Source organism: Spiroplasma endosymbiont of Thecophora atra (genome assembly GCF_964019735.1).
Lineage (GTDB): Bacteria > Bacillota_I > Bacilli_A > Mycoplasmatales > VBWQ01 > Spiroplasma_E > Spiroplasma_E ixodetis_A.
Map to the genome: position 1 here is coordinate 449,583 of NZ_OZ026464.1, position 13,789 is coordinate 463,371.

The following is a 13,789-nucleotide window of genomic DNA, read 5'->3' on the forward strand; positions in this document are numbered from 1 at the left end:
TATAGTCAATTAAAAAATATTATTAATGATAATAGTAGTTATTTTAAAAATGCAGAAGGTTTTCTTACTGCAGGTGTTTTTGGTCATACTTTTAATGAAAAAAGTAATAATTTAATTTTACAATATCATCAAACAATTAAAGAAAGTATTGATGCAGGACTTTTTGCAACAATATATGAAGCAAGTGACATTAATACTTTAATGGAAGTTCCATATAATTTACAACCAACTACTAATTTTCAAAAATCTAATTTTGAAACGCGTGCTAAAATATTTCCAATTGGACCATTTGCAAATACTAAGGATAGTTTTAGTAATGAAATGTTTGTTTTTTATGTGCATCCTCCTTTTAAAAAATCAGGATTAGAAATTTCTATTAATAATGAAAACAGAGAAATAAAAAAAATGTTAAAACTAATAGTAATAAAACTTTTGACTATGCTATTTTAAACCAAGATTATAGTAAAAATAAGCCCACTATTATAATGTTAAATGAAATGATAGTGATGGTAGTACTGTTTTAAGACAAGAAACACTTACTATTAATAGTTCTATGCCAGACATTCAAGTTATTAATGAAAAAGAAGATAAATCTTCATTAATTCATCAATATTTTATTAATGATGAAAAAAATAGTAATTTACAAATGATTGCTTTTAGTCAAATTAAATCAGAAGTTGTTATTACTGCTAATGTTAGTGAAGATAAATGAACATATCAGCGTGTTGATGATAATCTTGTTCCGCAAGAAGAAAAGGTAACACCTATTTCAAATCAACCATTAAAAACATATCAATCTGAAGATCATACTATTTATTTATTACAAAGAATAGTAAATGATAAAGTTGATAATTCTTCAAGACAATATTTAAATATTTATAATATTAATCCTTTATCAACTAAGTTTTCTGGTTTTACTAATTTTGCTAATAGTCAATCTGGTATTGAATTTAATCAGTATTTACAAGAAGCTACTAATATAAAAATAACCCTTTTGCTTTAGCAGAAATAAAACCAAAGACAACAACTTTAATTAATAATTGAAATATTATAATTATTGGTAGTACTTTTTTATTAGTTATTATTGCTATTCCAGTAGTTATAGCAATATTAAGAAGAATAAAAATTAAAAAGTAAGTGGTTAATTGAAGTAAGCCTAGTCATTATAGATATAGTTTATTAAATTTTAATCATATAGATAGTATAAAAATTTATGTAATATTGATAAAAATAATTAAATTTTCGATACTAAATATAGAAAATATGATATTATTTTTTTAAAACTTAATATAAGTTTTAAATTCATTACTTATTCAAAAGTAAATGAGTTTTTTTATTTTTTTAAAAAAGGAGAAGTTAATAATGACTTGATTAGAAGTAGAAAAGGCAATTGCAGATTTAGATGAAAGACAAAAAGATGAAACTAATTTTATATTAGTTGATAGTAATTATCATCCAGAAATGACTAAGAAAAAATACAAATACTGAAAAAAATTTAAAACAAAACATTCAACAGCAGCAAAAACATTAAAAATTATTTCTGCATCTACTAAAGAACTTGTTAAGGGGGTTATGAAGGTATTCCTGAAGGTGCTGTTAGAGGTACTATTATTGGTGCTGGTGCTGTTTTGGTTACATCTTTTTTTGTATCTCCACCTGCTGGTATTATTGTTGCAGGAACTGCTGTTGCTGGTGGTGTTACTTATGCAGTTGTTAAAGGTAGTCATGTAGCTATTATAAAAGGAAAAGCAGCAGCAAAAAAATTTGATGAAAAGAAAAAAGTACAAAAACAAGATTTAGAAGAAGCACAAAAACACGCAATAAATTTTAATACGATTTACAAAATAAAACAAAAATTAAATCAAAAAAATCAATTAATTTATAGGATAGGTAATTTTTAATTTCATTAAATTGTGGAAAACTATTTTTATTTTAAATTTTTGTATTAAAATAAGTGTTATTTAATAAATATAAATGTTATTTAATTATTGATAAAAGCATGTTAAAATTGTAAAGAATTATATTATAGAAGAGGATAAGTATGGAAAATAAAAACCAAGAAGTTAATTTTGAAAATAATAGTGAAAATACATTTCCAAGAACTAAGTTTTTTCTAAGTGTTGGTTATTTAATAATACAAGTATTAATTCCAGGAATTTTTCTTTTTTTTACTACTAGTACTGATTTTACTTTTACTTTTAAATTGCCTTTTTGAATAATGGTACTTTCTAGTTTAAGTTTAATTATATTTACTTTTATTATAACCTTTATTACATATAAGTTAAAATTACATCAATTAGATCAATTTACATATAGTATTCCATTTGCTTTTGTTTTATCATTATTTTATTTGTCAGGATACTTTTTAACTCCTCAACAAATTTTAATACGTTTTATTATTTCAATCGCTGGTGCTGTTATTGGTATTTTTTTAACGAGTATTATTTTATTATTAGTATTAAGAAAAAAAACAAAAAAATCATATATTAAGATATAATAAGTGATATAAATCTAAAAAAATAAAACGAAAAGAAGGTGCGTAATATATGTTACGCACCTTCTTAAGTATGTGTTTTTTATTTACTATATAAAAATTATTCAATATCTAATTCTCATACATTTGTAATCGTTCCAGCAAATAGTTTTTTGTCAACTATTAATGATGAATATACTGAAGCATTTAATTCATATTTGTTTTTTACTTGACTAAAACTTGAATCAAGTTCATAAACATTATTATTATCAGTTGTAGCATATATTTTGTTATTTAAATCTTCTATTGATAAAGAAAAAATTTTACCATCTTTCAAATTAATTTTTTCTGTTATTTCATTTTTGATTAAATCATACTGATAAATTTTGTCTTCTGTTGCTAATATTAATTCGGTATCAGATAGTGCTTTAATATCAAAAATAATATTATTTTTATTTTTAAAATCATATTTTAATTTATGGGTTTTAGTTTCTAAATCAATTTCTCAAATATTTCCGTTTTCTGTTGCAGCAAATATTATACTATCTGAGATTTGAAGAAATTTATTTATTTTTCCATCATTTAATTCATATTTATTAGAAATTTGACCTTCACCTATGATAATTGTTAGATTAGTAGTTAAATTTTTAAATGAATCATAATTATAATTAATTTTTGCATTAATAGAACCACTAACTGTGAAGTCTTCATCTTTTAAATCAATTTCTTTATTATTAGTAATTTTGTTTAATGAAAATAAATTATTTTTAAAAGAATTTTTAATTTCAGAAATTAATGAATTTTTAATAAATTCAGCATTAATTGAATCATTTAATTCCATTACTGAACTTTGAAAATTAACTTTTTTTGTATATTTTGTTTCATTAATAGCATCAACAATTTGTTTATCTGAATATTTTACACTGATTTTTAAATCAACAAATTGATTTTTAATTTTTCCATAATTATAATTAATTTTTGCATTAATAAGTCCTATTTTTTTAAAGTCATTATTATTAATTTCTTCATTTTTTTCATTTATAATTTTATTTAATGAAAATAAATTATTATTAAAATTTTTTTGATTAATTTCATCTAATGAATTTTTAATAAAGTCTGAACTAATGTTTGTTTTTAATTCATCTATAGTACTATTAATTATAATATTATCAAGTGAATAATTAGTTTGATTAATTGCATTTACTATTTTTTGATCATTATTTTTTTTGTTTTTCTTTTATTGCACATGATGCAATACTTAAAGACATTGGTAATACAACAGTTAATACACCAACTGTTGCTAGCATTTTTTTGTAACTTAATTTTCTTTTCATATTTCACCACTCCAAAGTGTTATTATATTGTTTTTTTGTTTGAATTTCAATACTTAAAAAGGAATGAGTTAAATTGAATATCAATTTTATTTTCATTCCTAAATAATTTTTTAATATTTTAATTTACTATTGATCAGTTTACATTAGTTTTAATTTATATTGATTTGTTGAAGATTTTTTTGTGAATTTAGTGAATTTGCTTCTTTTTTTATTGAAGAAAAATCTTGAATCTTATTTACTTTTTTATTAATTTTATATCCTTGTTTCAATATTTGATATTCTGGTCTAGATTTTACATAACTACTGCCTTTATCAACAATATATTTACCACCTTTAGCAATTACAATACCACCAGCAGTTGCTTCTAATGTATTCATTAATGATGCTTCTGGATTTAATACTGCATTTAATACACCAGCACCAGCACCACAAATTAATGATGTTCCAACTTTAGTTTTATTTTTATCTTTATTTTTTACAGCTTTTTTAATTTGATAACCTGCTATTCCTCCGGCTGCAGCACCAATCGCAATGTTGGTAACAGGCACTGGATTGTTCATGAAAGACCGTCAATTGCTCCTAATCCAGCACCAAACAACGGTAAATAATCAATTGTTTCATTAATGATATTTTTATCTTTAGTCATCTCTTTTTATCTTCCTTTCTAAAAATAAAAAAACTCATTTACTTTTTAACAAGTAATGAATTAAAAACTTATATTAAGTTGCTGAGTTATACTTGTAAGTGCAAGTAAATAAAATTGCAAAAAATTCTCATATAAAAATTTCATAATGCTAAATTTAGTTTAGAAAAAAGTAAGGAGTTTTTATATGAGTTATAAACATCTTGGCATAGATGAAAGGATTTATATTGAGAATCAATTGAAATTTAAATTTAAAATTAGTGAAATAGCTAAAAATCTTAATCGAAGTATTAGTACTATTATTCGAGAAATTAATAGAAATAAAGATAATAATCATTATTTTTCATTAATTGCACAAAATAAAGCTGAAAATCGAAAACAATCACATATTAGTTTTCATAAGTTTAAAAATAAGAATTTAGTAAAATATGTACAACAAAAATTACTATTAGGTTGATCACCTGAACAAATTTATGGCAGAATTAAAAATTTTCATAAAGAGTGAGTTATTAGTTTTAAAACAATTTATACTTGAATTTATTTTGGAATGCTTGATAAAGTTACTAGTAAAAATTTAAGAAGAAAAGGTAAAAAACGAAAATCTAAAGAAAATCGTGGCAAGTTTAATGGTAAATCAATTAAAGAACGAGATATAAATGTTAATGATCGTATAACACTTGGTCATTGAGAAGGAGATACTATAGTATCATCACGAGGTAAAAGCAAATCATGTTTAATAACTTTAGTTGAAAGAGTATCACGATTTACTTTAGCAATATTAGTTAAAAACAGAACTACTAAAGTTATTAATAAAAATGTTAGTTATTATTTATCAATTCTTCCTAAAAACATTGTTAAAACTATTACTTTTGATCGTGGCAAAGAATTTTCAAATTGACAACAACTTGAAAAAAATTTAGATATAAAAATTTATTTTGCCAATCCATATTCACCTTGACAAAGAGGTACTAATGAAAATACTAATGGTTTAATTAGAGAAAAATTTCCTAAAAAATTTATTTTTTCAAAAACTAATAAAAATGAAGTTCATAAATTTATATTGTCTTTAAACCAAAGACCAAGAAAAATACTAAATTATCTTTCACCAATCGAATATTTGGATAGAAAAATAATTTAGTTGCACTTACCTTTACAATTTAGCAGTTTAGAAAAATAATATCATAATTCTAATAATAATTATAAAAAAATATTAATTACATAATTTAGTGTAGATATAATTATAGTTACATTAAATATTAAATATTAAAGATATATTTTTTTATTTTTCTTTTTTAGTAATTTTTATATTTAAATTATGTGTATAATTACTAAATTTTGTATTGCTTTTAATAAAAAATACTTTATAATATTTAAGACTGTTTATGCAGTTTCAACCGCTCTACTTTAGGTTAACAAGTGATTTATTCCACCTATAAGGCGAGTCTAAACTGGAGGTAATAAGAAAAATGTTTGTAGTTATTCAAACAGGAGGAAAACAAATTAACGTTTCCTATGGTCAAGAGATTTTTGTTGAAAAACTTGTTGGCAAAGCTAAAGATAAGATTATTTTTGACAAAATATTGATGATTGATCAACAATTCGGTAAACCTTTCCTAAAAGGTGCTGAAGTTCATGGTGAGATTATTAAACAAGATAAATCAAAAAAGATTCGAGTGTTTAAATATAAACCTAAGAAAAATTCAAAAACAATGTATGGACACCGTCAGCCATATACAAAGGTATTAATTACTGATATCTTACTTGGTGGTAAAAGTCTTGTTGATAAGAAGACTGAACAATCAAAACCAGTAATTAAAGATGAAGTAAAAAAAGAAGTAATTTCTGAAGTAGTAACTCCTATTATTAAAGAGCCAAAATCAGTAGTTAGTAAAGTAAAAAAAGAACTTACAAAAGAAAAACTTGTTAAAACTAAATCAGTTGTTAAGGATAATATTACAGAACCAGATAACACTAAAACTGTTGTTAGTGAAGGTAATTTAAAAACTATTTTTGATCATAAAAATATGACTGTTAAAGTTGTTAAAGAAGATGATGAAAATAATAAAAAATAATTTAAGGTAATATTAAATTATGGTTAAAGTTACTTATAATTACCAAAATAGTAACATTGTAGAAGTTATAATTATTGGTCATGCTAATTTTTCAAAAATTGGAAATGATATTGTTTGTGCAGGGATTTCAGCCATTGTTATTGGTACATTAAATGCACTTCATGAACTTGATAATAATCAAGTTCAAGTAATTAATAATACTGCTGGATTAGTTAAACTTAAAGTTGCTAGTTTCACTAATAATAGTCAAATCATTTTAAAAACAATGCTTTGACAATTAAAAACTATTAAAGAACAATATCCAAAATATATTAACATAAAGGAGGTGTAATTATGTTTTATAAATTAAATTTACAATTATTTGCTTCAAAAAAAGGAGTGGGTTCAACTCGTAATGGTCGTGATTCACATTCTAAACGTTTAGGTGCTAAAATTGGTGATGGACAAAGTTTAAAAGAGGGAACAATTATTTATCGTCAACGTGGAACTAAAATTCACCCTGGTGAAAATGTAGGACGTGGTGGTGATGATACCTTATTTGCTTTAAAATCAGGAATTGTTAAGTATACTATTTTTAAAAAAAATAAAACACGAGTTTCAGTTATACTTGATAAAAAGTAAAAATAAATTTTTAATAATAAAAACCTATTTTCAATGCTATCATATTTTGAAGATAGGTTTTGTTTGTTTATTTTATGTTTAATGATATGATAGGAGAAAATAATGAAACATATTACTTTAATAATTACTGGTAGTATTGCAGCAAACAAAGCCTTAATTTTATTAAAACAATTAAAAAAAGAATTTTTAGTTGATATTATTTGTACTAAAAGTTCTTTACATTTTCTAGAAGATAAAACATTTTCTTATTATTCTGAAATGTTTGAACAAGAATCATATGTTAAAGGAGATTTAATTACTCATACTAATTTAGCGATTAAAACAAATTTAATTGTTGTTTATCCTGCTACTATGAGTTTTATTAGTAAAGCAAATTTAGCAATTGCTGATAGTTTAGCATTATCAGTATTTTTAGCTTCTAAAGCAGAAAAGATATTATTTCCAGCAATGAATCATAATATGTATCACAATCAAAGTTTTCAAAAAAATTTATTAGAATTATCTAATTTTGAAAATATTACTATTATTCCTCCAGATTCAGGAATATTAGCCTGTAAGATGATTGGTGATGGACGGGTTAAAAGTCCAGATAATGCATTAGCAAAAATTAAAGATTTTTTTAAAAAAAATATTGATTTATCTGATAAAAAAATTTTAATTAATATTGGTCGCACTAGAACTTATATTGATCCAATTCGTTATATTACTAATAATTCTTCAGGAAAAATGGGTAAAGCATTAGTAGATGCTTTTCTTAAAACTAACGCTAAAGTAGTATTAGTTGCAGGTGATTGTGATTTTGAAATTAAATCGCAAAAAAACCTAACTATTATTAAAGCGAATACTAATGAAAAAATGTTCTTAGCAATGAAAGAAAACTTTGATAATGCTGATATTGTAATATGTGCTGCTGCTTTAAATGATTATAAAGTAAGTAAATATATTCCTAATAAAATAATTAAAAATAAAAATGAAAATTTATCTTTATCACTGATTGCTAATATTGATGTATTGGCATTTTTAGGTAAGCAGAAAGCACAACAAGTTTTAATTGGTTTTGCTGCTCAAGAAGTTAATGATAAAAATCTTGGTATCGAAAAAATGAAAATTAAAAATTGCGATGGTATTTGTATTAATAATATTAGTGTTATGGGTAAAAATGAAACAGAAATTAATTTTTATTTTAAAAATAATAATTATAATTTGATTGGTTCAAAAGTGGAAGTTGCTAAACAGATAGTTGATATTATAAGTAAAAATATTTTAAATTATTAATATAATAAAAATAGAATTTATTGCTTTAATATTTTTCCCTAACAATAGATTATTTTAAAAAAATTTTATTTATATAGTGAACTCTATTATAAAAAATAAGCAATATATATTTAAAATTAAAATATCATATTGCTTATTTTTTATAATAGAATTTGAGTATGTAATTAATTTGTATCAATAAATATATAAGAAAACGTTATATATTTAAGTATATTTTTAATTTAAAGGTATACATTCAAGTACAAAGTTTCTAATTTTTTTATTAATATCATTAGTGTTTTTTAATTCTTTTTCTAGTTTTTCTACAGTGTTTTTACAATCTTGTATTATTTTTTTTAGTTCTTCAATGTTTTCTTTTGAATATTTTAATTGTTTTTTTAATTTTTCTTTATGATATTGAGATTGTTTTAGTTCTTTTTCTAATTTTTGGTTATTATTTATATAATCTTTTAATTCTTTTTCTAATTGTGTTTTATTTTCTGTATTTTCTTGTATTATTTTTTTGTAAATATCTAATATTTTTTTCTGCTTCTTTTAATTGTTGTTCTAATTTTTCTTTAATACCTTTAGTTTCTTTTAATTCTTCTTCTAGTTTTTCTTTATTATCCATGTAATCTTGGATTATTTCTTGTAAATGTTCAATACTTTCTGTTGCTTCTTTTAAGTTTGTTTCTAATTTTGTATTTTTATCTTGAGTTGCTTTTAGTTCTTCTTCTAAATTTTGATTATTATCCTTATAATCTTTAAGTTCTGTTTCTAGTTTTTCTTTACTGTCTTGAAATTGTTTTAATTGTGTTTCTAATTCTTTTTTATTGTTTTTTGAATCATTTAATTCTATTTCTAATTTTGTATTTTTATCTTGAATTTTTTTTAATTCTTCTTTTAGTTCTTTAACTTTATATTCAAAATTTTTGTTTTCTTTTACTGATTTTGTATAAAGATTGCTTATTTCGTCTAATTTATTACATGTTTCTTGTAATTTTTTATTTAATTTCTCAATTTTTTTATCACATTTATTGCTAGTGGTAATACCTCATCAACTATCAACATCAGATTTTTTTACTATATTTTTATATTTATCATTTATCTTTTTTAAAGTACCCCTTTTTAAATATAAATATTTATTTTTAATTAAATTTTCATTTATTTTTTTAAATTACTTTAAATAAATCTCAAATAAAGTTTATATGTGAAAAAAACAATATACAATATATTTTTTCAAAGATAAAACTAAATAAAAAAACTATTTATTTGATTTTAAGCAAATTAATAAAAACACCTATAAGTTTTATTTTTCATATAATTTTTCATAAAGCAAAAATGGTTTACAAAAAATATTAACTAGATATAGTAAATTATTATTTTTTTAACAATAATATCTGTATACTAAAATTATATGAAAAATAAAATAGTATTTTACACAAAAATGTTAAAACTATATAATAAGAGTTTTTATTAATATAAAAAAGGAGTAAGAAATGCGTTTTATAGATGTAACAAAATTAAAAGTTACTGCCGGCAAAGGCGGTGATGGTGTTGTTGCTTTTCGTCGTGAACTTTATGTAGCCAAAGGTGGTCCATCTGGTGGAGATGGAGGAAGAGGCGGTAATATTATCTTTATTGGTGATTCAGGCATGAATACTCTATTAGACTTACGTAAAAATAAAGAGATAACTGCTGAAGATGGTAAAAATGGTGCACCCAAAAATATGCATGGACGTAAAGGAACCAATACTTATGTAAAAGTTCCATTGGGTACTATTATTAGAGATAACAAAACTCAAAATATTCTTGGTGATATTATTAAAGATAAACAAGAAATAATAATTGCTGCCGGTGGTCTTGGTGGACGAGGAAATGCTCGTTTTGCTTCGGCAATAAATCGAGTACCTAAAATATGTGAAAAAGGAATGCCTGGACAACATTTTGAAATAATTTGTGAGTTGAAATTATTGGCTAATGCCGGATTAGTTGGGTTGCCTAACGCCGGTAAATCAACATTATTAGGAGCTATTTCTGCTTCAACTCCAGCAGTTGCTGATTATCCTTTTACTACTCTTAATCCGCATTTAGGTGTTGTTAGAGTTGATAAAAATAATAATTTTGTTATGGCGGATTTGCCTGGATTAATAGCGGGAGCTAGTTTAGGAAAAGGATTAGGTTTACAATTTTTGCGTCATATTGAACGTTGTCAAGTTTTAGTACATATGATTGATATTAGTGATAAGACTCAAGATCATTTTTTAAATTATCAATTAATTATGAGTGAATTAGAAAGTTATAATAAAGATTTGACAAAAAAACCTCATTTAATTGTTGCAAATAAAATTGATTTACCAGATGCACAAACTAATTTAGAGAAATTAAAAGAACAAATTAAATTACCAATAATTGCAATTTCTGCTATGAAACATATTAGTTTGGATATATTAATTAAAGATATTGCTAAAGCTGTTGAAAAAGAACAACTGCATCAAGTTAATAATGATGAAAATAATGAAGAACATATTCTTTATGAATATATTAATAAAGAAGAAGTTCCACAAGTTTTTATTACTAAAATTGCAAGTAATCAATGAACTATTTCTGGTAAAACCGTTGAAGTAATATATCAAAAAAATCCTTTAAATAATTATCATAATATTTTATTATTTAAAATTAAATTACAAGATTTAGGAATTTATGATGAATTAAGAAAGCAAGGAATAAAAAAAGGTGATCATGTTAAGATTTTTAATTATGATATGATTTGAGAAGAAGAATAAAAAAGGGCAAAGGAAAATAGGAAATGGAAATAGTAATTAATTTATTGGTAGTTATTTTAATTATTAGTAGTATTGGTGGCTTAATAATTTATATGCAAATTAAAAAAAGTCAGAATGTTACTAGTGACCCAATTGCACAAGACTTTTTAAAAATGCAAGTAGAAACTTTAAAAGAACAATTAAATGATTTTAAAACATCATGAAATGGTTCAGATCGTGATAAAACCGAAAAATTAATTAATTTAATGAGTAATATTGATAATTTTCAAAAAAATTTAGATAAAAAAGAAGATGATTATAAACGCAATGCTGATGTCATTCAAAGACAAGTAGTAGATGTTATTAAAGATTTAGCAAAGTTACAAGAATCATCAACTGTTTTAGGAAAAATTAATGATAATATTCAAAGTTTACAAGAAGTTTTTATTAATACTAAAAAACGTGGTAATGTTGGTGAATTTGTTTTAGAAAAAATTTTGACTAATATGTTGGGTTCAAATCAAAAATTATGAGAACGACAATATAAAACAATTGATGGCAAAGTTGTTGATGCCTATGTAAAAACAGATTCTGAAAAAGAAGGAATTGCTATTGATTCAAAGTTTTCAATTGATAACTATCAAAGGTATTTAGTAAGTGAAGATATTAAAGTTAAAGAAAATTATTTAAAAGATTTTCGTAATGATATTCGTAAACGAATTGATGAAGTTGGAAAATATATTAATATTAAAAATAAGATTTCTAGCGCAGTAATGTTTATTCCTTCTGAAGAAATATTTGCTTTTATTTACGCACAATTTGCTGATGATATTGTTGAATATGCTTTTAAGAAACGTGTTTGAATTACCTCTCCTACTACTTTATCTGCTGTTTTATTTACAGTTGATAAAAATCGTAAAGACATTGATTTCAATAAAAATTTAGAAAAAATGGCAAAAAAATTACGTTTATTCAAAGATGATTTTGATCGTTGGGTTGATAGATGAGAAAAAGTTAAGTCTGGTTTTGATACAACTAATAAAGCCATTGAAACTTTAGATAAAACCCATAATAAAATTGCTGGACATTATAACAATATTTTTGAAATGTCTGAAGAAATAAAAGAGAGTGAATAATTATGAATTTAGAACAATATTTAGATGAAATTATTAAATTTTTACAAAGTGAAGTAAAAAAAGCAAATGCCAAAGGTTTAATTGTTGGTTTAAGTGGTGGTGTTGACTCAGCAGTAGTAGCATTATTGATTAAAAAAGCTTTTCCTAATGATCATTTAGCATTAATTATGCCTTGTTTTTCACCAGATATTGATTTAGAATATGCAAATAATTTAGTTAATATTCATAAATTAAATGCCAAAGTAGTTAATTTAAATAATGTTTTTTTAAGTTTTAAAAAAACATTAGAAACTGAAATTAATATAGAAAAATCAAAATTAATTTTAGGAAATTTAAAAGCTAGATTAAGAATGAATACTCTTTATGCATATGCACAAAATCATAATTATTTAGTTGTAGGAACAGATAATAGTGACGAATGACACATTGGTTATTTTACTAAATATGGTGATGGTGGTGTTGATTTATTACCAATTATTCATTTGTTAAAAAAAGATGTTTTTGCTGCAGCAAAGATATTAAAAGTTAATGAAGAGATCATTATTCGTAAGCCAACTGCTGGTTTATGAGATGGACAAACCGATGAAATGGAAATGCAATTTAAGTATGAACAATTAGATCAATATTTACTAGGAAATAAATCATTAATACCATCATCAGTAATTAATAAAATTGAATTTATGCATCAGAATAGTGCACACAAAAGAATACCTGTATCGCAAGCTCCAAAATGAACAAGAAAAAAATAAAGGAATGAGAATATGGCTGGACATTCACAATATGAAAATATTAAACATCGTAAAGATGCCCAAGATAACAAACGTGGTAAAATTTTTCAAAAATTATCAAGAGAAATTTATGTTGCTGTTAAATTAGGTGGTGCAAATGTTGAAAATAATCCACGATTAAAATTAATGTTAGAAAAAGCACGACGTATAAATATGCCAAAGGATAATATTAATCGTGCTATTAATAAAGCTAGTAATAAAAATGAAATAACTAATTATGAAGCAGTCACTTATGAAGGATATGGACCAAGTAATATTGCCATAATTATTCATTGTTTAACTGATAATAAAAATCGAACTGCAAGTAATATTCGAAGTTATTTTAATAAATTGGGTGGTCATTTAGCTGCTACTAATTCTGTTCAATATTTATTTCAAACAACGGGGGTAATTCAATTTTCAAGTTTATTATCAGTTGAAGAAATATTGGAGTTAATAATTGATTTTGAAATTTTTAATATTGAAAAAAATGAAGATATTATTGATATTGAAGTTAATCCTAAACAGTTAAATGCTGTAACTAATTTATTAGAAAAAAATAATATTAATGATTTTATTAGTAATGAAATTGTTAATATTCCCCATGAATTGATTACCATTACTGATCAACAACAAATTAAATTAATTGATATATTGTTAGAAACAATTGAAAATGATGATGATGTGCTTTCAATTGAACATAATTTTAAAAAATAAAAAGGTT

General features: G+C 23.1%; 16 protein-coding genes, 1 pseudogene and 1 other annotated feature. Of the genes and pseudogenes, 13 read left to right on the plus strand and 4 right to left on the minus strand.

Annotated features, from left to right (window positions below):
• Positions 1-38 precede the first annotated feature (38 nt).
• Positions 39-191 carry a hypothetical protein gene (locus tag AACL05_RS02550; RefSeq protein WP_338962343.1) on the minus strand — a complete coding sequence of 51 codons (153 nt, stop codon included), beginning with the start codon at positions 189-191 and terminating at the stop codon, positions 39-41.
• A gap of 10 nt (positions 192-201) precedes the next feature.
• Here AACL05_RS02550 and AACL05_RS02555 point away from each other — a divergent pair, with 10 nt between their 5' ends.
• From AACL05_RS02555 to AACL05_RS02570, 4 genes are all read left to right on the plus strand, one after another.
• Positions 202-450 (plus strand): hypothetical protein, encoded by a 249-nt coding sequence (locus tag AACL05_RS02555; protein WP_338962346.1) that lies wholly within the window; start codon positions 202-204, stop codon positions 448-450.
• 103 nt (positions 451-553) lie between these two features.
• Positions 554-1,003, plus strand: a complete 450-nt coding sequence (locus tag AACL05_RS02560) for a hypothetical protein (RefSeq protein ID WP_338962348.1) — start codon at positions 554-556, stop codon at positions 1,001-1,003.
• A gap of 625 nt (positions 1,004-1,628) precedes the next feature.
• A complete protein-coding gene (locus AACL05_RS02565; RefSeq protein WP_338986197.1) occupies positions 1,629-1,901 on the plus strand; it encodes a hypothetical protein in 273 nt (90 codons plus the stop codon).
• Positions 1,902-2,041: 140 nt separating this feature from the next.
• The gene (locus AACL05_RS02570; RefSeq protein WP_338962354.1) at positions 2,042-2,497 is read left to right on the plus strand and encodes a DxFTY motif-containing membrane protein; all 456 of its coding nucleotides are present in this window, start codon (positions 2,042-2,044) and stop codon (positions 2,495-2,497) included.
• A gap of 97 nt (positions 2,498-2,594) precedes the next feature.
• Here the strand turns inward: AACL05_RS02570 and AACL05_RS02575 are convergent, their stop codons facing one another.
• Together AACL05_RS02575 and AACL05_RS02580 are read right to left on the minus strand one after the other, a co-directional pair.
• Complete coding sequence (locus AACL05_RS02575) at positions 2,595-3,314, minus strand: hypothetical protein (protein ID WP_338962355.1); 720 nt, start codon at positions 3,312-3,314, stop codon at positions 2,595-2,597.
• A gap of 642 nt (positions 3,315-3,956) precedes the next feature.
• A complete protein-coding gene (locus tag AACL05_RS02580; RefSeq protein ID WP_338986198.1) occupies positions 3,957-4,355 on the minus strand; it encodes a hypothetical protein in 399 nt (132 codons plus the stop codon).
• 282 nt (positions 4,356-4,637) lie between these two features.
• Between AACL05_RS02580 and AACL05_RS02585 the strand changes: the two genes are divergently transcribed.
• The 5 genes and pseudogenes from AACL05_RS02585 to coaBC all read left to right on the plus strand — a co-directional run bounded on the left by AACL05_RS02585 (position 4,638) and on the right by coaBC (position 8,418).
• Positions 4,638-5,588, plus strand: coding sequence for an IS30 family transposase (locus AACL05_RS02585; protein ID WP_338960236.1), 951 nt, complete (start codon positions 4,638-4,640; stop codon positions 5,586-5,588).
• A gap of 244 nt (positions 5,589-5,832) precedes the next feature.
• Positions 5,833-5,905, plus strand: a sequence feature (ribosomal protein L21 leader region).
• 11 nt (positions 5,906-5,916) lie between these two features.
• A pseudogene (rplU, locus tag AACL05_RS08740) lies at positions 5,917-6,207 on the plus strand (50S ribosomal protein L21); the annotation flags it as partial.
• A 334-nt stretch (positions 6,208-6,541) separates the two neighbouring features.
• Positions 6,542-6,853 carry a ribosomal-processing cysteine protease Prp gene (locus tag AACL05_RS02595; RefSeq protein ID WP_338962363.1) on the plus strand — a complete coding sequence of 104 codons (312 nt, stop codon included), beginning with the start codon at positions 6,542-6,544 and terminating at the stop codon, positions 6,851-6,853.
• Between the two features lie 2 nt (positions 6,854-6,855).
• Positions 6,856-7,143, plus strand: a complete 288-nt coding sequence (gene rpmA / locus AACL05_RS02600; protein WP_174481212.1) for a 50S ribosomal protein L27 — start codon at positions 6,856-6,858, stop codon at positions 7,141-7,143.
• Positions 7,144-7,245: 102 nt separating this feature from the next.
• Positions 7,246-8,418: a bifunctional phosphopantothenoylcysteine decarboxylase/phosphopantothenate--cysteine ligase CoaBC gene (coaBC, locus tag AACL05_RS02605; protein ID WP_338962365.1), complete on the plus strand. Its 1,173-nt coding sequence runs from the start codon at positions 7,246-7,248 to the stop codon at positions 8,416-8,418.
• Between the two features lie 472 nt (positions 8,419-8,890).
• On the opposite strand, the gene AACL05_RS02610 is transcribed toward coaBC, so the two are convergent.
• Entirely contained in the window at positions 8,891-9,028 is a 138-nt protein-coding gene (locus AACL05_RS02610) for a hypothetical protein (protein ID WP_338962367.1), read from the minus strand.
• A gap of 868 nt (positions 9,029-9,896) precedes the next feature.
• On the opposite strand from AACL05_RS02610, the gene obgE reads away from it, so the two are divergent.
• The 4 genes from obgE to AACL05_RS02630 are packed head-to-tail and all read left to right on the plus strand — an operon-like array spanning position 9,897 to position 13,782.
• Positions 9,897-11,183, plus strand: coding sequence for a GTPase ObgE (obgE, locus tag AACL05_RS02615; RefSeq protein ID WP_338986199.1), 1,287 nt, complete (start codon positions 9,897-9,899; stop codon positions 11,181-11,183).
• A 23-nt stretch (positions 11,184-11,206) separates the two neighbouring features.
• Positions 11,207-12,298 (plus strand): DNA recombination protein RmuC, encoded by a 1,092-nt coding sequence (locus tag AACL05_RS02620; RefSeq protein WP_338962371.1) that lies wholly within the window; start codon positions 11,207-11,209, stop codon positions 12,296-12,298.
• 2 nt (positions 12,299-12,300) lie between these two features.
• The gene (gene nadE, locus AACL05_RS02625; protein ID WP_338962373.1) at positions 12,301-13,047 is read left to right on the plus strand and encodes an NAD(+) synthase; all 747 of its coding nucleotides are present in this window, start codon (positions 12,301-12,303) and stop codon (positions 13,045-13,047) included.
• A 12-nt stretch (positions 13,048-13,059) separates the two neighbouring features.
• A complete protein-coding gene (locus AACL05_RS02630; RefSeq protein WP_338962375.1) occupies positions 13,060-13,782 on the plus strand; it encodes a YebC/PmpR family DNA-binding transcriptional regulator in 723 nt (240 codons plus the stop codon).
• The last annotated feature ends 7 nt before the right edge of the window (positions 13,783-13,789 follow it).